The sequence below is a fragment of the Akkermansia sp. UBA7090 genome, assembly GCF_002493465.1.
Lineage (GTDB): Bacteria > Verrucomicrobiota > Verrucomicrobiia > Verrucomicrobiales > Akkermansiaceae > Akkermansia > Akkermansia muciniphila_A.
The window spans coordinates 1-22,673 of sequence record NZ_DKYW01000023.1; the positions used below are offsets into that span (position 1 = coordinate 1).

The 22,673-nt window shown below is 58.2% G+C and carries 23 protein-coding genes; 17 read left to right on the forward strand and 6 right to left on the reverse strand.

The annotated features are described in order from the left end of the window. On the reverse strand, nt 1–213 hold a 213-nt coding region (locus B3075_RS08160; RefSeq protein WP_290492071.1), incomplete at its 3' end, for a hypothetical protein. Between B3075_RS08160 and B3075_RS10425 the strand changes: the two genes are divergently transcribed. From B3075_RS10425 to B3075_RS08175, 3 genes are read left to right on the forward strand one after another with little or no spacing between them, the layout of a single operon-like run. Beyond that, nucleotides 109–831, forward strand: a complete 723-nt coding sequence (locus B3075_RS10425; protein WP_414632838.1) for a glycosyltransferase family 32 protein — start codon at nt 109–111, stop codon at nt 829–831. The two genes, B3075_RS08160 and B3075_RS10425, sit on opposite strands and share 105 nt — an antisense overlap. 46 nt (nt 832–877) lie before the next feature. Then, entirely contained in the window at nt 878–1,267 is a 390-nt protein-coding gene (tagD, locus tag B3075_RS08170) for a glycerol-3-phosphate cytidylyltransferase (RefSeq protein WP_046435594.1), read from the forward strand. After that, nucleotides 1,264–2,133, forward strand: a complete 870-nt coding sequence (locus B3075_RS08175; RefSeq protein WP_290487755.1) for a LicD family protein — start codon at nt 1,264–1,266, stop codon at nt 2,131–2,133. Before tagD ends, B3075_RS08175 begins: the two co-directional genes overlap by 4 nt. Here the strand turns inward: B3075_RS08175 and B3075_RS08180 are convergent. Further along, nucleotides 2,103–2,693 carry a tetratricopeptide repeat protein gene (locus tag B3075_RS08180; RefSeq protein ID WP_046435598.1) on the reverse strand — a complete coding sequence of 197 codons (591 nt, stop codon included), beginning with the start codon at nt 2,691–2,693 and terminating at the stop codon, nt 2,103–2,105. The two genes, B3075_RS08175 and B3075_RS08180, sit on opposite strands and share 31 nt — an antisense overlap. 105 nt (nt 2,694–2,798) lie before the next feature. Beyond that, complete coding sequence (locus tag B3075_RS08185) at nt 2,799–3,647, reverse strand: hypothetical protein (RefSeq protein ID WP_046435600.1); 849 nt, start codon at nt 3,645–3,647, stop codon at nt 2,799–2,801. Nucleotides 3,648–3,802: 155 nt separating this feature from the next. Here B3075_RS08185 and B3075_RS08190 point away from each other — a divergent pair, with 155 nt between their 5' ends. The 4 genes from B3075_RS08190 to B3075_RS08205 all read left to right on the forward strand — a co-directional run bounded on the left by B3075_RS08190 (nt 3,803) and on the right by B3075_RS08205 (nt 6,920). Further along, nucleotides 3,803–4,546, forward strand: coding sequence for a class I SAM-dependent methyltransferase (locus tag B3075_RS08190; RefSeq protein ID WP_290487751.1), 744 nt, complete (start codon nt 3,803–3,805; stop codon nt 4,544–4,546). Nucleotides 4,547–4,644: 98 nt separating this feature from the next. After that, nucleotides 4,645–6,030 carry a UTP--glucose-1-phosphate uridylyltransferase gene (locus tag B3075_RS08195; protein ID WP_290487750.1) on the forward strand — a complete coding sequence of 462 codons (1,386 nt, stop codon included), beginning with the start codon at nt 4,645–4,647 and terminating at the stop codon, nt 6,028–6,030. Beyond that, nucleotides 6,017–6,571, forward strand: a complete 555-nt coding sequence (locus tag B3075_RS08200; protein WP_046435606.1) for a hypothetical protein — start codon at nt 6,017–6,019, stop codon at nt 6,569–6,571. Before B3075_RS08195 ends, B3075_RS08200 begins: the two co-directional genes overlap by 14 nt. Then, nucleotides 6,558–6,920, forward strand: a complete 363-nt coding sequence (locus B3075_RS08205) for a peptide chain release factor family protein (protein ID WP_290487744.1) — start codon at nt 6,558–6,560, stop codon at nt 6,918–6,920. The genes B3075_RS08200 and B3075_RS08205 overlap by 14 nt, the downstream gene beginning before the upstream one ends. Before the next feature lie 24 nt (nt 6,921–6,944). Here the strand turns inward: B3075_RS08205 and coaD are convergent, their stop codons facing one another. Further along, entirely contained in the window at nt 6,945–7,454 is a 510-nt protein-coding gene (coaD, locus tag B3075_RS08210; protein WP_094136301.1) for a pantetheine-phosphate adenylyltransferase, read from the reverse strand. 196 nt (nt 7,455–7,650) lie between these two features. Between coaD and B3075_RS08215 the strand changes: the two genes are divergently transcribed. From B3075_RS08215 to B3075_RS08225, 3 genes are all read left to right on the forward strand, one after another. Further along, nucleotides 7,651–9,240 (forward strand): DUF4153 domain-containing protein, encoded by a 1,590-nt coding sequence (locus tag B3075_RS08215; RefSeq protein ID WP_290487741.1) that lies wholly within the window; start codon nt 7,651–7,653, stop codon nt 9,238–9,240. Nucleotides 9,241–9,327: 87 nt separating this feature from the next. Beyond that, a complete protein-coding gene (locus B3075_RS08220) occupies nt 9,328–10,503 on the forward strand; it encodes a 1-deoxy-D-xylulose-5-phosphate reductoisomerase (protein ID WP_290487739.1) in 1,176 nt (391 codons plus the stop codon). 4 nt (nt 10,504–10,507) lie between these two features. Then, on the forward strand, nt 10,508–11,740 hold the full coding sequence (locus B3075_RS08225) for a DUF418 domain-containing protein (protein WP_290487737.1): 1,233 nt from the start codon (nt 10,508–10,510) through the stop codon (nt 11,738–11,740). A 371-nt stretch (nt 11,741–12,111) separates the two neighbouring features. Here B3075_RS08225 and infC read toward each other — a convergent pair whose 3' ends face one another. Then, the gene (gene infC / locus B3075_RS08230; RefSeq protein ID WP_094136305.1) at nt 12,112–12,750 is read right to left on the reverse strand and encodes a translation initiation factor IF-3; all 639 of its coding nucleotides are present in this window, start codon (nt 12,748–12,750) and stop codon (nt 12,112–12,114) included. 39 nt (nt 12,751–12,789) lie between these two features. Then, a complete protein-coding gene (thrS, locus tag B3075_RS08235; RefSeq protein WP_290487733.1) occupies nt 12,790–14,682 on the reverse strand; it encodes a threonine--tRNA ligase in 1,893 nt (630 codons plus the stop codon). A gap of 261 nt (nt 14,683–14,943) precedes the next feature. Between thrS and B3075_RS08240 the strand changes: the two genes are divergently transcribed. The 7 genes from B3075_RS08240 (at nt 14,944) to B3075_RS08270 (ending at nt 22,587) form a co-directional block, all read left to right on the forward strand. Then, the gene (locus B3075_RS08240; protein ID WP_290487731.1) at nt 14,944–16,587 is read left to right on the forward strand and encodes a hypothetical protein; all 1,644 of its coding nucleotides are present in this window, start codon (nt 14,944–14,946) and stop codon (nt 16,585–16,587) included. Between the two features lie 60 nt (nt 16,588–16,647). Further along, a complete protein-coding gene (gene hemB / locus B3075_RS08245) occupies nt 16,648–17,640 on the forward strand; it encodes a porphobilinogen synthase (protein ID WP_343125182.1) in 993 nt (330 codons plus the stop codon). Between the two features lie 56 nt (nt 17,641–17,696). Continuing rightward, nucleotides 17,697–18,068 (forward strand): hypothetical protein, encoded by a 372-nt coding sequence (locus B3075_RS08250; protein ID WP_290487727.1) that lies wholly within the window; start codon nt 17,697–17,699, stop codon nt 18,066–18,068. 98 nt (nt 18,069–18,166) lie between these two features. Next, nucleotides 18,167–18,871, forward strand: coding sequence for a response regulator transcription factor (locus B3075_RS08255; RefSeq protein ID WP_290487726.1), 705 nt, complete (start codon nt 18,167–18,169; stop codon nt 18,869–18,871). Between the two features lie 3 nt (nt 18,872–18,874). Next, complete coding sequence (locus B3075_RS08260; RefSeq protein WP_290487725.1) at nt 18,875–20,512, forward strand: sensor histidine kinase; 1,638 nt, start codon at nt 18,875–18,877, stop codon at nt 20,510–20,512. Between the two features lie 207 nt (nt 20,513–20,719). Then, entirely contained in the window at nt 20,720–21,652 is a 933-nt protein-coding gene (locus B3075_RS08265) for a UDP-glucuronic acid decarboxylase family protein (protein ID WP_290487724.1), read from the forward strand. Between the two features lie 185 nt (nt 21,653–21,837). Next, nucleotides 21,838–22,587 (forward strand): acyl-[acyl-carrier-protein] thioesterase, encoded by a 750-nt coding sequence (locus tag B3075_RS08270; RefSeq protein WP_290487723.1) that lies wholly within the window; start codon nt 21,838–21,840, stop codon nt 22,585–22,587. The last annotated feature ends 86 nt before the right edge of the window (nt 22,588–22,673 follow it).

Genomic DNA, 22,673 nt, shown 5'->3' on the forward strand with positions numbered 1-22,673 from the left:
GATAGGCAATCCGCAGAGTGAAAGGAAAATAAGTTTCTCAATCACGTGATCAGAAAGCTCCATTATTGCTGGTTTGGCGGCCCTGTTCCCAACGCCGTTTTGGACAATGTGCAAAGATGGAAAGACCTCAACCCGGAGTTTGAACTGATTGAATGGAACGAAAATAATATTGATGTATCCGCTTTTGAGTTTGGCAGAAGATGTCTGGAACAAAAAAAATGGGGGTTTTTAGGAGACGTCGTACGCCTTCAGGCTTTAACGGAGCACGGAGGCTTTTATTTGGACTGCGATATAGAACTAGTTAAGCCTTTATCCCTTCTTCCTGTAAATCATCGTTTTTCATTGGGATACATTTATAATTGCGCTCTCGGCACCGCTTTTCTCTATGCCCCCCCTCATCACCCGGTCTGCATGAATCTGCTTGATTTATATGATCAAATTAAACCGGATTGCTGGCCTGTCTCCAACACCGTCTATACAGATTATTTCATTAACGAAATTCCCGGTTTTTTATTAAACGGAAAAACCTGGAGCAATGACCTGGTGACCATTTATCCCAAGGAATTTTTTGAACAGCCGGCCTTGATACGCTCCCGCGGCTTTTCCATTCACCACTGCTGCGGTTCCTGGAAACCGGACAACGGCTCTTATTTTGCTCTGAACATGAGGAGCAGCCACCAAATTAAGTGGCTTAAGCGGAAAATCAACACAGCCATTGCATTACGCAAAAATGAATTTTATGCCTGCTATCAAGCGGCCCTCAAAGGCATATCCCTGAAAAAGGAATACGAGTGGCGCCGGGAAAAGGCGCCCAGTCCACTATCGGAGTAAGCACTCTTGCTCAAACCAACCCTGCTATGGATCAAAACAAATCATTATGAAAAAAGTGATTACCTACGGCACATTCGACATGTTGCATTACGGCCATATCAACTTGCTTCGGCGGGCCAGAGCCTTGGGGGATTATCTGATTGTCGCCCTCTCTTCGGATTCATTCAATGCCATCAAAAACAAGCAATCTTTTTTCCATTACGAACACCGCAGGCAAATGCTGGAAGCCATCCGGTACGTGGACCTGATCATTCCGGAAAATGATTGGGAACAGAAGCGGGAAGACATCATCAAGCACAACGTCAACATCTTTGTCATGGGAAATGACTGGGAAGGAAAATTCGATTTTCTAAAAGACATATGTGAAGTCGTCTACCTGGAACGGACTCCGGAAATTTCCACGACCCGGATAAAAAATCATCTGAAAATCCGATGAAAGAAATCTCCGCACCCCAGGCGAAACGGATTCTGGTTGAGATCTTACAGGAATTTCATCAATTCTGCCACAGAGAAAATTTACGTTATTCCCTATACGCGGGAAGCCTGATCGGGGCATTGCGCCATCAGGGTTTCATTCCGTGGGATGATGACATTGACGTACTTATGCCCCGGGAAGATTATGAACGGCTGTTTCAGCTTTACCACACTTCTCCGCATCCGGCTCATCTGGAATTAAATGATTCCCGCACCAGGCCGGATTACTTCTACCCGTTCATGAAACTGGAAGACACCCGCACCATCATGGTTGGAAAGGGAAAAGAGAGAGTCCGCATAGGACTGCACATTGACATTTTCCCTCTTGACGGCATGCCGAAATCCCTCATTGCAGCCAACGCCTATCTATACCTTCACAGACTGTTCCGCCATGCCACCACGCTGGCCAGCCTTCATCTGCGGGTAAAAGGCAGGAGCCTTCCGAAACAATTGTTTCTGTTCATGTTTAAAACGCTCACCTTGGGAGCGGCGTCCGCCCGCTGGAACAAAATAAGTCATTGGATCGCCAGACGCTATTCATGGGAAAAATCCCGTTGGGCCGGCAATGTCATCTGGGGATATGGCACAAAAGAAAAAGTTCCCGGCGCGTATTATCAAGGAAATCAAGCCGTGCCTTTTGAAGGATTCCAATTTGACGCCATGGGAAACGCCGATGGCTACCTGCGTTGCGTGTACGGAAATTACATGACTCCGCCGCCTCCGGAAAAAAGAATCCCCACGCACATAACGCCGGGCGAAATTTATATCAAAAACCTTTGCTCCGTTCCCGATTCCAGTCAGAGTTTGTCCAGGGCGGAGCGGCCATAGGCCGTATCGGGATATTTATCCGCAGCTTCCTCCCAATATTTCCGGGCCCTGTCCGGAGCATTGAGCTGGGACTCGTAAATGGCTCCTATCTTGTACAGGAACAGAGCCCGGTCCTCTTTGCGCCATCTTCCGTATTCCAGACCTTTCTGCAGGACGTTGACGGAATCCGCATACCGGCGCATATCGTTCAGCAGGCTGGATTCCATGAGCCAGGAACGCACCAGCCCCGGATTCTCCTTCCGGTAACGTTCCAGCAATTCCAGAGCGCCCTGGGGATCCCCGGAATTCAGCATGCGCCTGGAAGCCTCCACCAGCACTTCCTCATCCGTAGTAATATTGGAGGAATACAGCGTCTTGGTCACCAGCTCCCCCATGACAGGCAGCAGATGCCTGATGACGAGCCACACTTCAAAGGCAATCACCGGAACCAGCGCCAGCAGGGATTGCAGCGGGGAAAGGGGAATGGCCTGCGCCAGGAACATAAACAGGCCCAGCGGAAGCAGCGCCAGCAGCAGCCGTATAAATATGCGCCGGGCCAGCAGAAAAATCATTTTCAACATGGCAGGGGATTCAAGAAAAGCCGGGGAGTGGGGGCATGCGCCCCCGGAAGGGGAGGGAACGGCCTCCGCGGCCCTTCCCGGTGAAAGGGGCCGCGGAGCATCCGCTTAAAAACGGTAAACGGCTTCCACGCCCACACGGATGCGGAAATCCTCAATCGCGTTCATGCCGGCGTAGCGGCGGATTTCGGAACGGGTGTTCCCCGCCCAGTCAAGCTGGATGAAGGGAATAACCCGGAACCCGCGGCTGGAGTCCACGCCCGTTACGCGCACGGGAGCCGCCAGCTTGATGTTAACCTGGTCAAACCCGGCTACGCCGGGCCCCCAGTAACTGGAGGAATAACCTGTTCCGGCGCTCAGCTCCAGATCCACCTTTTCATGAATCAGGCCGCTCCAGCGCTTGCCCGCGTTCAGGTCAACGCGCCAGCCGATCATGCCGTAAAAGCCGTACTGCACATCCAGGGAACCAAAATAGCCGTGGCCCGGATCGTCATACGCCAGCCCCGCCGTGACGGACTGGGCAAGGGAATGGGGAGCCTTCCCCATGTGCTTGCTCAAATACCCCGGTAGGCCGCCGTAATTCAACTCATACCCGCCCCGGAAGGAAAGATTGGGGAACAGCTCCTTGACAGCCTTCCAGCTGGCGTCAAAGGCGTCCTTGTCGCTCAGCAGCCCGTCGCAGAAAGCCATGTATTCCGCGCCGATTTCCTGCTTCCAGTCCCTGGCCAGGTTGAGGTTCAGCTCGCCGCCGATATTGAACACGCCGCTGCGGTTCAACACGGAGGAAGCCACCACGTCCTTATAGGCATACCGGGAATCATAGCCGATGTGGGCCGCTCCGCTGATGGTATTGTTATAGGAACTCGCGGGCCGGGGGTCATAACCGTATCCGTCATAGGCGCCGGCGGAAACCGCGGCCAGGGCGGAAGCCGCCAGAAACAGGGCTGTTGCTTTCATAGTAAGCTTATCTTAATCATTTCCCGCCCGCCAACGCAAGGAAGAATCCCGGCACGGCGCGGAGAAATGGACAAAGCGCCTCCGGGAGAAATGCCATGAAAACAAGACAGAGTCTTTCTTGAAAAAAATCCCTTTTTCCCTACGATGGAGAGGTCATGGACTGGAATGCTGAATGGTATGAAAACAAACACGGTTTTGTCGCGGAATACGGCAGAGAGCTGCTCTCCTGCGTACCGGAAAATCCAGAACAGTCCATTCTGGACCTGGGCTGCGGAACCGGTACGCTGACGCACGCCCTGCTGGAAAAATCGGCGTCCGTCACCGGCCTGGACTCCTCTCCGGAAATGATAGCAACAGCCCGCCGGCTCTATCCCGGCATGGACTTCCGCGTGCTGGACGCCCGCCTCATGCCCTGGCGCAACAGGTTCGACATCGTTTTCTCCAATGCGGCCTTCCACTGGATACCTGATCAGAAAACTCTCTTAAATGCCGTTTACCGCGTCCTGAAACCACAGGGGAAACTGGTCTGCGAATTCGGAGCCCGCTTCAATATTCTCCGCATCAGGGAAGCATTCCGGACAGCCCTGGAACGCAGGGGCCTCCCGTACACAACGCGTTTTTACTTTCCCTCCGCGGAAGAATACGGCAGCGTGCTGGAACAAGCCGGGCTCCGCCTGGAAACAATGAAGGAATTTGACCGCCCCACGCCGCTGAAAGACGGTCCTGACGGCCTGCGCAACTGGGCCAACCAATTCTTCCGGGAAGACTTGAAAAACCTCCACGAAGAACAGCGCATCCAGATTTTCAAGGAAATGGAAAATTCCCTGAAAGATGAGTTATGGGACGGTTCCCAATGGGTAGCGGACTATCGGCGCATCCGGGTGACGGCAACCAGATAATCCGGAGCAGCCCCCACAGGAAAAAGAAAATGCGCGGGTATTCCGGATACGCTGATAATGCTTGAGCCGCCTCCGGGCATTTTGTACAAAAGCCGTTAATGAGTACGTTCACTCCTTTTGCGGAAAAGATGGAGTCTGCCGGCGTTTCAGCCGCGGCCGTCAACGCTTTCTCCCGTTGTTACGAAGCCCTTGTTTCCAACCACTCCGGCATGATTCCGGAAACGGACATCCTGCCCGCCGACCAGGTGGAAGACTGGCAGGACATCACGGCTTCCACCCCCGCGGCGGACAAGGACCTGATTGCCCGGTGCGTCTGCATCAAGCTCAACGGCGGCCTCGGCACGAGCATGGGCCTCCAGAAGGCGAAAAGCCTGCTGAAAATAAAAGGAGAGGATACGTTCCTGGATTTGATCGTCAGGCAAGTGAAGCATCTGCGCTCCATCTCCGGCACGCCGGTGCGCCTTCTGCTGATGAATTCTTTCTCCACCAGCGCGGACACGCTGGCCTACCTGAAAAAATACGCGGCGGACGGCTTTGCGGACCCCGCCCAGGTGGAACTGATGCAGAACCGCGTGCCTAAAATTCTGGCGGACGGCCTCTCCCCGGCCAGCTGCCCGGAGCAGCCGGAGCTGGAATGGTGCCCGCCCGGCCATGGGGACCTGTATCCGGCCCTGCTGGGGTCCGGCTGGCTGGACCGCCTGCTGGCGGATGGCGTTAAATACGCCTTTGTCTCCAATTCCGACAATCTGGGCGCCCAGCTTGACATGAACTTCCTCCGCTGGTTTGCGGAAAGCGGCGCCCCCTTCGTCATGGAAGTCACCCGCCGCACGGAGGCGGACAGGAAAGGCGGCCACCTGGCGGTCAGGAAGTCGGACGGCCAGCTGATTCTGCGGGAAGTGGCCCAATGCCCGGATGAGGACATTCCCGAATTCCAGAATATCTCCAGGCACCGCTACTTCAACACCAATACGCTCTGGATACGCCTGGACGCCCTCAAGGAAATTCTGGACGCCAACGGCGGCGTGCTCCCGCTGCCCATGATCCGCAATAAAAAAACGCTCAACCCCCGCGATCCGGAATCCGCCCCGGTGTACCAGCTGGAAACGGCCATGGGCGCGGGCATCGAATGCTTCCCGGGAGCTAGGGCCGTCAATGTCCCGCGTTCCCGTTTCTTCCCCGTCAAGACCACTTCCGACCTGTTCCTGCTCCGTTCGGACGCCATCGTTGTGGATGAACACGGCAACGTTGCCCTGGCTCCGGAACGGCAGGGCAACACCCCGGTAGTGGACCTGGATGCCAAACTGTACAAGCTGGTGGATTCCCTGGACGGGCTGGGACTGCCCTCCCTGGCAGGCATGGACAAGCTGACCTTGCGCGGCCGCTTCCACTTCCAGGACGGAGCCGTTCTCTGGGGCACCCTGCTGATGGAAAACGATTCCGACGAAACGAAGGAAATCCTCCCGGGCGTCTATGCCGGAGCCTGAACGCCATACTCCCGCTTCCGCGCCCCGTCCGGTCCAGGCCGGGCTGGGCGTGGAAGACATCCGCCACATTCCCGTCCAAAAGAGGGAACTGCGCTTCACCCGGAACCGGGCAGGCGCCATCCTGACGGCGGCGGGGTTCCTTCTGGCAGCCACCGCCGCTTTCCTCCAGCTCACGGGATATGATACAATCACCCCGTACCTGCCCGCCCCCCTGTGGGCCATGCAGGCCGCGGCGCTTGTTCCCGCCGTCCTCTGCCTGGCCGCGGGGCGCCGCTGCCTGAAACACGCGGCCGTCATCGTCACCCCGGTGGGCGTGGAAATCCTGCCCTTTCTGCGGGCGCGGCGCGCCATGCAATGGTTCTTCTGGCAGCAGATTCGCTCTGCGGATCGGGAAGGCGGCCGGCTGAACCTCCGCCTAGCTGACGGCTCAACCGTTGCCGTCAGCCTCCGCCCCATGACATCTGCCAGCCGGGACATGTTGGCCCATGCGGTCCGGCAACGCGTCAACACCCTGCAATCTTCCGGTTATGGTCAGGCCTGAAAAACTGGCGGCTCTCAAGGAACGGATGGAAGCCCTGGGCATCCGTGAGCAGGACCTGGAGGAAAGCTTTGTCCGCGGAAGCGGACGCGGCGGCCAGAAAGTGAACAAAACCAACAACTGCGTTTACCTCAGGCACACGCTCACGGGCATCGCCGTCAAATGCCATGCGGACAGATCCAGGGAACTCAACCGCTTTCTGGCGCGCAGGGAACTGTGCGATGCTCTGGAACAAATGCAAACGGGCCGATGCGCCGCCAGGGCCCGCGTCATCCAGCGCATGAGAAAGCAGAAAGACAGAAGGAGGCGCAGGCGTTCCGCACCTGCCCCCTCTCCACCGGACAGCGAATAACGGAACGGAAATCCGGAATCACCGCTAGGAACGCGGAAAAACCTCCCGGTACTTCTCCTTCAACATGGCGAATACATTATGGGGGACATAGCGGCTCACCTGGCTTTCCCAGCCTTCCGGACCAATCAACCCTTTCACCATGCTGGAAGACAATTCCGCCGTATCCCGGGGAGGCATCAGGAACACCGTGCACACCTTGGGGGCCATATCCGCATTGATATGGCGCATCACGCGTTCATACTCGTAATCCTGCGTGGAACGGATGCCGCGCAGCATGAACGTAGCCCCGTGTTCATTGGCGAAATCCACCAGAAAGCGGTTGTGGAACTCGGCAATGCGCACATCCGGCATGTCGGAAAGCGCCACCCGCAGCATATCCATGCGTTCCTCATGGGAAAACGTATAACGCTTGTCCGGATTGTCGCCTATGGCCACAATCAGCTCATCAAACATCCTCGCGCCCTGCCTGATCATCCATAAATGACCATTGGTCAGAGGGTCGAAACTACCGGCATACACGGCGATGCGCTTCATTCGGCCATCCTATACGCCCTCCGGAGGAAAATACAACCCTTTTCCATGCGGAGGAATGTTCCTTCACGTCCAGTCCCGCTCTTTTCCGGCCCTCCCTGCTTGACGCGCCAGCAAGAACGGATAGATTAAACAGGTAGAGTATGCCTTTGCAACGTGCGTCCGGCTGTTCTGCAACCAACCATCCAACCACCAGCCCATGGCAGAACCTTCCCCCTTCCCAGAACGTCCGTCTCTTTTTCCTTCTTTCCGCAGCGATCCGCGCCCCTTGCTTTCCCCTTCATGGTGGAGACACGGGAATATTCCCCTCCTTGTTCTGATCGCCGCCGGCTTCGCCGCTGACTTCATGTTCGGCACATTGGAGGGCTTGGGCATCGGTACTGCGTTAGGTCTCCTGCTGTATACGGCGGCCTTTCTGGCCTTGCGAACGGATCTCAGCCGGAAGGAGCAGGCGTTTCTCGTTTTCATGGCCGTGCTGAATGCCGCCGCCACAGGAATCAACCTGTCTTCCTTCACCCATTATAACATGCTCATCGGGCTGGGGCTCCCCGTCGTGATGACCTTCCTGCCGCGGAAGGAAGGCAACAGCTTCGATCCCGCCAAACGGTACGTCTCCTGGTGGGGCTACAAATTTTTCCGAATGACCCAGGCAAAAGAGGCAATCGGAAAAGTCCTGGGGAAAATTCCGCTTGCAGGCAGCGTCGCCATCGGAGTGATTCTGTTTCTGATCTTCCTATCCATCTTTGCGGGAGGAAACCCCGTAGTCGCCGCCTTCAAATCAGCCATGAACCAATGGTTCTGCAATTATTTCTCCTGGCTGATTCCGGATATGGGAACCATTGCGGATATCCTCCTGTGGTGCCTGGGAGCCCTGGCCTTCGGCATCGTAACCGCGCCGCGCCCCTGCTCATCCTTTCCGGAACAGCATCCCGTGCGCCCAGGACGCCCGTGGCTTCCCTGCCTTCCCGCCGTGTCCCTGCTGTTCATCAACCTGGCCTTTCTGGTCAACAACGGTACGGATGTGGCGTTTTTATGGAGGGGGAGCGTGCCTGACGGCATCTCCCAGACCGTCTATTTACACGACGGAGCGGACTCCATCATGCTGGCGGCCTTTCTTTCCGCCGTCACGCTGCTGGTTCTGTTCCGTCCGGAAGGCTCCGTGCGGGCATCAAAAACGGGAACTGTCTTGGGCTTCATCCTGGCGGCGCAAACAGGTCTGCTCGCCGCCAGCGTTGGCATGAGGCTGTATTTCCAGATAAAAGATTTCGGCTTTTCTCCCAATCGCGTTACGGCCGGCATCTATCTGCTGATGGGAACTTTCTTCCTGTATCTTCTCTTCCGCTACATGGCCGGCAATGGAAACTGGTTGCGTTATGGGAAGCTCTGCGGAGCCATCGCCCTCGTTTTTCTGGCTCTGACCGGACTCCGCAGTCCGTTCCAACTGAGCGGCGACCTGAATTTGATGACGATGGACGAGCATCCGGACTGGTACTTCAGCGATGGAGACCTGCCGCGTTTTGAACTCCGGGACAACATCCCTTTTGCCATAGCCGTCTATCGCCGGCTGGGAGGGGAGACGGAAGCCGGAGCCAATGTTTACGCCATGACCCGGGAAGCCCTCAATGCCAAAAGCCGCATTTGGAACTGGCGTTCCCTCAATCTGCGGAAATGGAAAAGAGACCGGCAGAGAATGCAGTTCCAGCAGCTCCCCGAACCCACGGCGCAAGCCACCTACGGCACGAATGCGTGGCGTCCTTCCTCCCGGCCCACCGGAATGAAGCCGAACTGACGGAAAAACGGCCCATGCGGCGGGGGGAAATTTTTTATCCCCCCGGCTTGTCAAGAGACCGTATTTTTTGCATGATGCTTCTCCGTTATGCAGAAACGACGCGTCGTCATCCTGGGCTCCACCGGCTCCATCGGAACCAGCGCCCTGAAAGTCGCCCGGGATATTCCGGACAGAATGGAAATCGTGGGGCTGGCCGCAGGAACCAGCGTGGAGGCGCTGGCCCGCCAGGCGCGCGAATTCAACGTGCGCAGCGTATGCATCTTTGACCCGTCCGGAGCGGACGAGCTGGCGCGCGCTCTCCCCGGCGCGCAGGTGGAAACGGGAGAAGAAGGGCTGTGCGGCTTGGCGCAGCTCCCGGAAGCGGACATGGTGTTAATCTCCATCGTGGGAACCGCCGGTCTCAAGCCCGCGCTGGCCGCTATTGAAGCAGGCAAGGACCTGGCCATCGCCAGCAAGGAAATTCTGGTCATGGCCGGGCAAATCGTCATGGAAAAAGCCCGCCGGGCCGGTGTGCAGGTGCTTCCGGTGGACAGCGAACACAACGCCATTTTCCAGTGCCTGAACGGCAACCACGGCGGCCCGAAAGCCGTCTCCCGCCTGATTTTGACGGCCTCCGGCGGCCCCTTCCGCACCTGGAACAGGGAAGATCTGGAGCATGTCACGCTGGAACAGGCCCTCAAGCACCCCACCTGGAGCATGGGCCGCAAAATCACCATAGACTCCGCCACCCTGTTCAATAAAGGGCTGGAAATGATTGAAGCCCGCTGGCTTTTTGACGTTCCCATGGAAAAAGTGGACGTCATCGTCCACCCGCAGAGCATTGTGCATTCCATGGTGGAATACCGGGACGGCACGGTGCTGGCCCAGATGAGCAGCTCGGACATGTGCTTCCCCATCCAGTACGCCGTCACATGGCCGGACCGCGTTCCCAACTCCCTGAAGCAGCTCAATTTTGCGGAAATCGGCCGGCTGGTGTTCGAGGCACCCCGCACGGACGTCTTCCCCGCCCTGAACCTGGCGCGCAGGGCCGGAGCCGGCAACAGCACCCTGGCCGCCGTTTACAACGCCGCCAATGAAGCGGCGGTGAATGCCTTCATCCACGGCCAGATCTCCTTCCCCGGCATCTGGAAACTGGTGGAGGCCGTCATGGACGACCACACCCCGGCGGATCCCCGCGGGGAACTGGCCCCCATTCTGGAAGCGGACCAATGGGCCAGAAGGCGCGCGGCGGAACTGCTCCCATCCTTTTCCCGCCCCTGCTGACGCCATGACCGCCCGGACTCCCGCCGGAACGCCGCTCCCGGCCGCGCGCATCACCATTCTAGATATCCTCCGGGCTCTGGCCCTGCTGGGCATCGTCATCGTCCACACGCACGACCACTTCAACCTGTACCTTCCCATGCCCCCGGCGGAGGGATGGCAGGCCGCGGCCAACAACGCGGCGGACTGGGCCTATGAACATCTCTTTGTCAGCAAATCCTTCCTGCTCTTCTCCTTCCTGTTCGGCCTCAGCTTCTTCATCCAGCTGGACAGGCGGGAGCAGCAGGGAATCGACTTCCGGAAACGCTTCATGTGGCGCCTGACGCTCCTGTTCCTGCTGGGTCTGGCGCATACCCTGTTCTATGACGGAGACATCCTCACTCTCTTCGGCACCCTGGGCTTTGCCCTGGTCATGCTCTACAAATGCGGTACTCCCCTGCTCATCACCCTCTGCGCCCTGTGCCTGATTCAGCCGGTCATGCTTATGGACCTGCTGAACCATGCCGGGCTGGCGGACTGGTGGCCCCACTCCTCCGGCTGGTTCCATACGGGCTCCCCGGCTGCGGGCCCCACGCGGGAATTCCTGTACGCCCACGGCAGCTGGGGCCAGGCGGCCCTGTGGAACCTGACGCAGGGCCAGGCGGGCAAATGGCAGTTCTTCCTGCTCAGCGGCCGCCTCTGGCAGACGCTGGGCCTCTTCATCCTGGGCATGCTGGCGGGCAGATGGCGCGCCTTTGAAGACGCGCCCAACAAACGCCGCCTGTTCCTGCGGACGCTGGGCATAGCCGGGCTCCTGTTCCTGGCTTTGCTGGCAGTGCGCCTGTACCTCATCCCGCAGCTGGGCGCCCCTCTGGAAGCGGATGCAGCCCGCCTCCTGCATCCATGGGAAAATCTCTCCTATACCGTGGCTTTCGTCTCTGCCGCCGTCCTGCTGTTCACCCATCCCGGCCTTCCCCTGCCCTCCCGGCTGCTCAGCAGCGCCGGCAAATGCACGCTGACCTGCTACGTCACCCAGACGCTGGTCTTCACCTTCCTCTTCTTCGGGTGGGGGCTGGGCCTGGCCCAGGACATGGGGCCGTGGCCATGCCTGTGCGCGGCCGTTGCCGTCTTCCTCCTCCAGGCCTGGGCCTGCCGCCTCTGGCTCACCCGCTTCCTGTACGGCCCCCTGGAATGGCTCTGGCGCACCGCCACCATGTGCCGCATGCAGCCTTTCTGCAAACGGATGTCCAAAGAAAATTGAGATATTATATCACCTTCTTCCCGTTCCATCCCGGTTTCTCCGAACGTAGGAGGAATAGAACGCATAGCCTCCTGCGTCCGGCCCGGAATAAAACCATTCCTGCCCTTCAGGAAGTGAGAACGATGCTTAAATACCCGGCATAGCGTCTTTTGCACATACCCGGCAGCCACGAATCGGCTCCATATCCTCGTAATGGAGCAATATCTTTTCCAGGCGTTCCGGACGGTTTCCAGATTCCTATTGAACGGAAAGAAACAATTCCTCCAGCGCCTCCGGGAGAATTCCCCAGGTCTCTATAGAAAAGCATTCGCCCGTAAAAAAGGCTTTCCGCCTTATAAGGGCGGAAAGCCTGAAAAAGAAAAAATGCCGTTTTACTCGTCGTCTTCCGCGTCAAAGGCGGAGTCTTCGGAATCAAAGTCCTTATCCAGGTGGGCGGTGAATTTTTTCACGCGCTGCTGGGCGGGGAGCGGGGAGAGCACCATGTGCATGGTGTTGCCGGCCAGGCGCGGGGCCTGGTCCACCTGCGCCATGGTCTTCATGTCCGCGATGACTTTGTTGAAAACGTCGTAGCCAAGCTCCTGGTGGGCGTTCTCACGACCGCGGAAACGGAGCTGGAAACGGACCTTGTGGCCATGATCCAGGAAGCTTTCCGTACGGGCCATTTTCACATTATAGTCATTGGTATCCGTACCGATGCGGAGCTTGATTTCCTTAAGCTTGACGGTTCGGCTCTTGTTGTTTTTCTGGAGTTTGGCCTGCTGGTATTTGTACTTGCCGTAATCAACCACGCGGCATACGGGCGGATCGGCATTGCCGGCCACTTCCACCAGGTCCAGACCAAGAGCCTTGGCTTTTTCCAGCGCGTCGCGCGTGTTCATGACGCCCAGCTGGTCGCCGTTGGCAGTCACTACCCGCACGCGGGGCGCACGAATCCGTTCATTGATCCGAGTCTGATCGCCGCGCTCACGGCGGCGATTTCCGTCATTATTCTTCGTTGGCTTGGTTGGCACGTCCGGATACTACTAAACTAAAAGGAATAACTTGGCAACTCAAATCACGGGAGAAATATGACGCTCCGCGATTTCCCGGGCCACGAGGTCCGCGAATTGCTCAAAAGGCATCGCGCCCAGGTCCCCCTTGTCCCGGTGGCGGACGGAGACGGTGCCGTCTTCCGCCTCCCGCTGGCCGAGCACCAGCATGTAGGGAACGCGGTCCAGGCGGGCGTTGCGGATTTTGGCTCCGATTTTGTCCGGCGTTTCGTCCACTGTGACGCGCACGCCCCTGGAGGCCAGGGCGGCGCGATGCGCGGCGGCCACATCCGTCACTTTGTCGGAGATGGGCAGCACGCGCACCTGTTCCGGAGAAAGCCAGGTGGGGAATTTCCCTTCAAAGTATTCAATCAGCAGCCCCGTGAAGCGTTCCATGGAACCGAAGGGGGCGCGGTGCACCATCACGGGCCGGTGAGGCTTGTTGTCCGCTCCGGTGTAATGGAGGTCAAAGCGTTCCGGCAGGTTGTAGTCCACCTGCACGGTGCCCAGCTGCCATTCGCGGCCGATGGCGTCGCGCACGATGAAGTCGATCTTGGGGCCGTAGAAGGCGGCTTCCCCAGCTTCCTCGCTGTAGTCCGCCCCCAGCCATTCCGCGGCTTCCCGCAGGGCCTGTTCCGCTTTGTCCCAGTTTTCCGGGGAACCCACGTATTTGTCGCTTTCCGGGTCGCGCATGGAAAGGCGCACGCGGTAGTCCGTCATGCCCAGCGTGCCGAAAATGGTTTTCACGATGCCCAAGCACTGGCGGATTTCCCCGGCCAGCTGGTCAGGCGTGCAGAAGATGTGGGCGTCATCCTGCGTGAAACCGCGCACGCGCGTCATGCCGCCCAGTTCTCCGCTCTGTTCCCAGCGGTACACCGTGCCGAACTCCGCCAGCCGCACAGGAAGATCCCGGTAGGAATGGGCGTCATTCGCGTAAATCTTGATGTGGTGGGGGCAGTTCATCGGCTTGAGCATGTAGCCCTCAATGGTGCCGGTGGCCAGTCCATTGAACAATTCCGCGCAGGAAGCCCCTTCCTGGCTGAGCTTCTCCATGGCGTCCCGTTCCGGGATGGGCGCGTACTGGCTTTCCTGGTAATACGGGAAGTGGCCGGACGTGCGGTACAGGTCCAGCTTGCCGATGTTGGGCGTGTACACCTGGGAGTAGCCCAGCTTGTCCAGTTCCTCGGTGATGAAGTCCTGCAGGGAACGGCGGATGAGAGCCCCCTTGGGTTTCCAGAGGATGAGCCCCTGGCCCACGGACTCGTCAATGCAGAACAGGCCCAGTTCGCGGCCAAGTTTGCGGTGGTCCCGGCGGCGCGCTTCCTCCAGCCGTTCCAGATGCTCGTCAAGCTGGGTGCGGTTCGGGAAGCAGGTGCCGTAAATGCGCTGGAGCATGGGGCGGTTTTTGTCCCCTTTGTAGAAGGCGCTCGCCACGCTCATGATCTTGAACGCCTTGCAGTTGCCCGTGCGGCCTACATGGGGGCCGGCGCACAGGTCCGTAAAATCTCCGTTGCGGTAGAGGGAAATTTCCTCGTCCTCCGGGATGTCGTTCAACAGGTCGATCTTGAAACGGGAAGGCTCGCTGCGGGGCCCCAGGGCGCCTAATTCCCCGGATTCCGCCAGCTTCATGGCATCCGCGCGGGAAATAATTTCCTTCTGGAAAACCTGGTTTTCCTTCACCACCTTTTTCATTTCCTCTTCTATGCGCTCAAAATCCTCTGTGCTGATGCGGTGCTCCAGCTCCACGTCATAATAAAAACCGTTGTCCACGGCGGGGCCGCCGGCCAGCTGGGCATCCGGCCAGAGGCGGCAGACAGCCGTAGCCAGAACGTGCGCGCAGGAGTGGCGCAGCCGTTCCAGATCAGACATCTGTTGGCGTTCTTCAAGAGTCTTTCTTTCCTTGTGTTCGGACATACGCGCATTAGTAAACCCCTCTTAAACGCTGTTGGCAAATGCAAAAAGACTTTCTTCCCGAAAATTCAAGGCATGAACGCCGCGGAAAAGCCCTTCCGTCCGGATGGCGGATTCTTCTTGAACGCATCCTTTTCCTTTACCCTCTCTCGTTCCTTTTCCCGTGGCGTCACGGCTGGCCGCCCCGCTTCAAAGACCGCGTCAACGCTTCCAACGAATGATTTACACCCGCAGCCGTTTATGCCATAGTGGCGACCGGCTCTCATGAACATCCTCCCCCTCTCCCTCCCTCTTTTCTGCCTCTGCCTTTCCTTCGGGTTCTCCCGGGGCGACCAGCCGCCTGACGGCTCTCCTGTCCGTTTCCAAATTAATATGGACCAGGCGCCGGAAAACAAGGCCCCGGCCCCCGGCCCCGTTCCGGATCAGAGCACGCCGTTGAACGCGGCCAAACTGCTGCTCCGCGCCCTTCAGGAAAAAACGGACTGGGAACACGAGCCATACCAGTCATTGCCCGCCACTTCCCCCTTTGTAAGCCAGCTCAGGCTAAAGAGCATCCTTTCCCGTCTGGAGGCGGTCCAGGGGTATGTCACCGGAGCGGCCCCGGAACGCCCCCCCTTTGTGGATGAAAACTCCATCATTGCCGAAGGCGACCTGGCGATGGCCTACATCCTGCTGCCGGACAAGACCAACCCGTACGTCTATGCGGCCACCGCCGTGGCTCTGGTGAAAAAAGGGGGCCAGTGGAAGGCCTCCCTGACTCCCGGAAGCTTTGACAACACATTCCTTCCTTTTGACGACCGCATCCGGGAAGAAGCGGAAAAACTGTCCTCGGAAGCCAGAAAGAAAATTTTCGGCCTTGCCCGCCAGTACTCCGTAGCCGCCGTCAAAACTGCCCTGGAACACATCAAGCGCTTCCGCCGGGAAGCCGTCAAGGGAACAACGGACGACGAACTTAAGAACCTGATTATCCGGACGGTGAAGGGGAACGACCCGGCCCTCATCGCCGCGTTGCTCGTTCCCCCATACTACGAAGAATCCTCCATTACCCAGAGCGCGCGCCTTACTCCCGTAGTCAAAGCCATGCGCCTCCAGGACAGAAGGGAGGAAAACCGCTATATCCAGCCTACCAACCTCAGCTTTATGACCTTCCCGAACACCATCCTGGTTCCCCTGAGCCCCCACCCGGACGACCAGCTGGAGCCGAACAGCCGTGAAGAAGGCCAGCAGAAGGATGCCAATAAAAACCACGCGAAGAAGAACGGCAGGGACATCCACAGCATTGGAGCCTTGACCATCCTGCCGCCGCGCATGAGCATGCCGAACATCGACAAACCCGCTCTCATTTACCGTTACGCGCTGGAAAAAACCACGGATCCCACAGACGGCCTGCCCGTCTTCAAGATGAACCTGACGGACGCTTTCACTTCTTGGAACCTGAAACCGGACGAATCCACCACCTCCCGCATCATGGCGGATTTCCACCGGACGTATCCCCCGCTGGCCTTTCCCTCTCCGGAAGAGGCCGTAACCGCCGCCGGACGCGCCCTGGCGAACAGGGACAGCCTGACCATGATGCGCATGCTGGCCCCGGCCCACTTCGCCTCCGTGGAGAAATTTGAAGACGCGCTTTCCCAGTTGAAAGCAGCCATGAGCAGGATTCCCGCCCTGCACATCGGGGTAAAGGAAAAAGACGTTCCCAAAGTCAACGCGGCGTATATTCCCGCCGCCAGAGACGGCAGTCCCGGGATCAAGGCCACCATCGGCGTGCAGCCGGCCTCCGGGAACGGTTTCTTCGCCAACAGCATCTTCGTCAACAATCTGTATTTTATCAAAACGGACGGCGGCTGGATGATCGCCGGAGCTGATGCGGAACATCCGCTGGAACTGGAGGAACCAAAAGCTTCCTGACGACATCCGCTCCGGAACGCCATGCCTTCCTGGAAAAGTCCTTTTCATTACCACACCATGATGAATCTACCGATACGGCCTCGCCGCAACAGAAAATCCGCCAACATCCGGGGCCTCATCCGGGAAACCTCCCTCGCCCCGGAACACCTCATTTACCCGGTCTTCGTTCATGAAGGAACCGGAAACCAGCCTATCCCCTCCCTGCCGGGGTGCACGCGCTGGAGCGTCAAGGGACTGGTGGAGGAAGCCAAGCGCCTGATGGATCTGGGCATCCGGACGCTGGATCTTTTCCCGGCCATTCCGGATGAGAAAAAAACGCCGGACGCCTGCGAAGCCTGCAACCCTGACGGCCTTATCCCGCGCACCATTTACGCGCTTAAAAGCGAAGTGCCAGGCATCACTGTCATGACGGACGTAGCCCTGGACCCCTACAATTCCGACGGCCATGACGGCCTGGTAGAATTCCGTTCCGACGGAACGATGGAAATCCTCAACGACGACTCCGTGGAGGTTCTCTGCCGCCAGGCATTGTGCCACGCGGATGCCGGGGCGGACATCGTCTCCCCCAGCGACATGATGGACGGCCGCGTGGCCGCCATCCGAGCCACTCTGGATTCCGAGGCCCTGGACGACGTTTCCATCATGGCTTATACCGCCAAGTACGCCAGTGCGCTGTACGGGCCGTTCCGCGGAGCTCTGGAAAGCGCGCCCAAGGAAGGGGATAAAAAAACCTACCAGATGGATCCCGGCAACATCCGGGAAGCCCTGAGGGAAGCGCAGCTGGATGAAGCGGAGGGGGCGGACATCCTGATGGTGAAACCCGCCACATTGTATCTGGACGTCATGGCCGCCATGCGGAAGCATGTAACCCTCCCCATAGCCGCCTACCATGTCAGCGGGGAGTACCTGATGATCAAGTCCGCCGCAGCCTCCGGCTGGCTGGATGAACGGGAAACCGTTCTGGAGACTCTAATCTCCATCCGGCGCGCCGGGGCTGATATGATCCTTACGTATTATGCCCCCCAGGCCGCCGAATGGCTTCAACAACGCTGACGCCGCGCGGCCACCAGACAGGAGGTGGACGTACGGCCCAGAATACCTTCCTCCGCATGTCTACCTCCACAAAAATCATTGTCGGCGTCGTGATCGTCGTCGTTATGGCGCTTACTTCCTTCTGGGGTGTTTACGCGCCTTCCTTTTCGGAAGCCTATATACTGCCCGTCCAGATGACGGCGGCTGACGGAACACCGCTTGGCGACTTCCAGTGCCGTCCTGTAGCCGGGGAAAACGGAAAAACGCTCCTGGTCTTTCGGGACGCGGATTTCCTGCGCCAGACTACGGGCGGCATGGTGCATTCCAAAATCATCCTTTCCTATAAAGGCACGCCGTTCTTTGAAGGAATCGTCCCCGGCCCCATGGAGGCCATTGAAATTCCCTCCGGCAGCCTTCCTCCCCCGTTCCGGGAACTCCGGCATAACTGAAACGCTCCCGGCGGCCGTCCTGTTATGGCATTGTTACTGAAAGGGCGCAGGTTTCTCTATACAACGGGGGAAACATTGTGGTTTTATAAAATCAAACGATGAGTGATTCAGCCTATACCATTCTGATTGCGGAGGACGACGACAGCATCAGGCATGCCCTGACGGATGTTCTGACCGCATCCGGCTACGAGGTGCTGGCGCTGGAAGAAGGACTGGCCGCCATCCATGCCGTGCGGGAACAAAATTTCGACCTCGCCCTGCTGGACGTGGCCATGCCGGGCGCGGACGGCTTCCACGTGCTGCAGGTCATGTCCAAGGAACGCCCCGGAACGCCTGTCATCATGCTTACGGCCCGCGGAGAGGAGGAAGACCGCGTCCAGGGGCTCAAGCTGGGAGCGGATGACTACATTGTCAAGCCGTTCAGCATCCGGGAATTGCTCGCCCGTATTGAGGCCGTGCTGCGCAGGTCTCCGGAACGGCCGCGCCAGCTCCGGGAAATCAGTATCCCCGGCGCCACCCTGGACAGCGCCAACCGCCTGATCACCTTTAAGGATGGGAGGGAAACCTCCCTGACCGCGCGGGAATTCGAATTCCTCACCTACATGGCCACCCACCCCAACCGCGTTATCACAAGGGACGAACTGCTCCGGCGCGTATGGGACGTGGACCCGCGCCTGACGGATACGCGCTCCGTGGAAATGACCGTCATGCGCCTCCGGGACAAGCTCGGGGCCATTTCCGCCTCCCCCCTGGAGACGCTCAGAAGCCAGGGCTACCGCTGGAATTCATCCTTCGTTTCCTGACCCGTGAACCGGCGCATACGCATCATTCTTCTGGCAATCAGCCTGCTTCTGGTCATCGGCATGCTCGGATGGCTCACCCATGTTCTGCTGGTGCAGGCGGAAGAAACGGGCCATTCGGAACAGCGTATCAGGGTGGAAGCCCTGGCTCATGAAGCCAGACTGGAAATGGACCGCCTGCTGACCTCCTTCATCACGTTCGAACAGGCCCGCGGCTATTTTGAATACCAGCCCGTTTACGCCTACAAGCGTCCCTATGACCTGAAGATGGACTCCCCGGTCCCCGGAGAAGCAACCCGCAGCTCCAACCTTGCCGCCTATTTGCCGGACTACGTTACAGCCTACATTCAGATTTCCCCTGCCGGGCGCGTAACTGGCCCCGCTCTTCCCCCGGAACTTGCCGGGCGGCTGAATGAACAGAAGGACCTTTACCAACGGCTGAACGGCAAGGTCTCCTCCCTGACCTCCGTGCCGTCCAGCGGTAACCTCTGGGCGGATATCCGGAATGAAATTCTGCATGAATCTCCGGAACCGGAACCAACGGCATCCGGAGCCCCGGCGCAAGTGGAAACCGTCACATCCTTCGTTCCCGTGGAAGACGGAGGGAATCTTTACATCCTGCGCCAGGTGCGCACCAGCCGCGGCATTTATTTACAGGGGGCCCTGATGAACATAGACAACCTGAACAGGCGCCTGCCCGGCCGTGTAAAGACGCTGCTCCCCTACAGCCGCCTGGCAACCTTCGACCCTTCATCCCCGCCCCCGGAGGAAGACCGGCAGGCGGGCGCACTCCCCTTTGCCAACGCCCCCCTGGTTTTTCTTCCGGGAGACACCGGAGCCGTCCCCCTTCAGGACCACAAAAAAATGCTGGCCTGGACGCTCACCCTCATCTGGAGCATGGTTCTCCTGGGTGCAGCCGGGGTCATCTGGCTCATGCTGGGCACCTTCCGCCTGGAACAGCGCCGCGGGGACTTCGTCTCCGCCGTCACCCATGAACTCCGGACGCCTCTCACCTCCTTCTCCCTATACACGGAAATGCTGGAAGACGGCATGGTGCCGGAACAGAAAAAGCCGGAATACTACGCCAACATGCAGCGGGAATGCCGCCGTCTGGAACATCTGATTGAAAACGTGCTCTCCTACTCCCGGCTTCAGCGGAACGCCATCCGCCGAGCGCGGGACACGCTCACCTGCCAGGAGCTTTTTGAACCCATTGCGGAAAAAATAGAACGCCGCCTCCGGGAGGCGGGCATCAGTTTCTCTTTTGCCCTGGCCCAGCCCATCCGCATTCTTCCCATCCATACGGACGCCGTTTCCGTAGAGCAGATTATGGACAACCTGACTTCCAACGCCATTAAATACGCCAAGGGGGAAAACGCCAAGGTCCAGCTCACCGTCCAGGCGGACCGCCACAACATCGTCATCCGCTTCCGCGACAACGGCCCCGGCATTTCCCCGAAAAACCGCAAGCTTGTCTTCAAGCCTTTCCGGCGCACACAAGACGCCACCAACAGCAGGAAACCCGGCGTAGGCCTGGGTCTGGCGCTGGCAAGGGACACGGCCCGTTCCCTGGGGGGAGACCTGAAACTGGAATTCGGCACCCTGGGGGGAGCCAGCTTTCTGCTGACGATTCCCAAATCCTGAACCTGCCGGCAAAAACCGGAATTTGCCTCCCGGCCCGCACGAAAGAACCCTTCCCGGACATTCCATAAAATATTCCGTCCAACATGCTATGCGCTTGCCTTCCCTTGACGGATATGTGACATTGACCAGCAACGCACGGCAGGGTGAAAACTTTCCGCTTGCCTCCCTTCCGGCGCGGCGGAACGCACAAACACAGGACATGCCATCATGAGCAAAAGGATTTTGATTACCGGAGGCGCCGGCTTCATCGGCTCCCACCTCAGCGAACGGCTCCTCAGGGAAGGCCATGAAGTCATCTGCATGGATAACTTCTTTACGGGCAGCAAACAAAACGTCCTCCACCTGAAGGATTATCCAGGATTTGAATTAATACGCCATGACGTTACCGTTCCCTATGTCATGGAGGTTGATCAAATCTACAATCTGGCCTGTCCCGCCTCCCCTCCCCATTATCAGTTTGACCCCATCCACACAATGAAAACCTCCGTGCTGGGCGCGCTGAATATGCTGGGCCTCGCCAAACGGTGCAAAGCCAGAATCCTCCAGGCCTCCACCAGCGAAGTATACGGAGATCCCATGGTCCATCCCCAGCCGGAAACCTACTGGGGAAACGTCAACCCCGTAGGTGTCCGCTCCTGCTACGATGAAGGTAAAAGATGCGCGGAGACCCTGTTCATGGATTACCGCCGCATGAACGGAGTGGACGTTCGCATCATCCGCATCTTCAACACCTACGGACCGCGAATGAACCCGAACGACGGCAGAGTAGTCTCTAACTTCATCGTTCAGGCGCTGAAGGGGGAAGACATCACCATTTACGGAACGGGCAAACAGACCCGGAGTTTCCAGTACGTGGACGACCTGGTGGAGGGAATGGTGCGCATGATGGATACGGAAGGTTTTTCCGGCCCTGTCAACCTGGGTAATCCAGGGGAATTCACCATGCTGGAACTGGCGGAAAAAGTCATTGAAATGACAGGTTCTTCTTCCAAAACAGTCTTCCGTCCTCTGCCCCTGGACGACCCGACCCAGCGCAAGCCGGATATTCGGCTTGCGGAAGAAAAACTGGGGTGGAAGCCTCATATTTCACTGGAAAAAGGATTGGAAAAAACTATCGCCTATTTCCGGAGCATCCTCTAGAAATTTGGGAATGCCGTCAACCTCAGCGGATGCTGGAAGAATTTCCATTGCATGCCGCTCCCCTGGCGGGCTGCCCGGAAATTACGGGAAGCCATACACATACCGGAGGTGCGGCATGCCCAACAGCCGGATATTACCCGTTTTTGACTGGCTCCGGAAGAATGGTTCCGCTAGCATAGAATGCTATGGAACATGCCAGCGCCAAGGAAATCTATTCCGTTCAGGCAACCGTCCGCACTTACGAAAGCGGAGCGGATGGCCTGATGAAACCGGAAACGGTTCTGCTTTGGTTTCAGGAAATAGCGGAAACCCATGCCTCCTGCCTGGGGTTCGGCTATGATTTTGTAACGTCCCGCAGCTTGGCCTGGGTGGAAGTGCGCCTGGATGCGGCCGTCAGCCGCCTTCCCCGGTGGAAGGAAACGGTGGAACTCCGCACCTGGACAGCCCAGGAAACGCCTCTGCTGGCGCGCCGCAACATGGAAATCAGAGATACCCAGGGCAACTGCATTGTTGCAGCAAGCTGCCTGTGGGCTGTCATTGATATACGCCGCAGGCGTCCGGTGCCATTAAACAGGCACATCAGCTCTTTCCCGGATACTCCATGCGACGAAACGGTAACTCCGGTATCCATGGATATTTCGGGACTTCTGCCAGTTATCAGGGAATGGACGGCGGAACGCCGCGATACGGATTTCAACCGCCACATCAACAATGCCGCCTACCTGTCCTGGGCCCTGGACTCCCTGCCGGACTCCTGGCTAGAGAACCATCAACTGACGGGAATTCACCTGCATTTCAGAAAAGAAACCCATGCGGGAGATTCCATGAAATCCCTGCTGTTCTTCCGTGACTCCCTCACTTCCCACCAGCTCATGCACGGAGATGAATTGCGGGTGGAAGTGGTATTGGAATGGAAAACCGCTGAAATCGCATAAAAAAGGCCCTGTTACTCGCGTTCCGGTTTTTTCCGGCTCCGGATAGCGGAAGAGGGGGCCGAGAACATTTGGCGCGTTTTTACCTC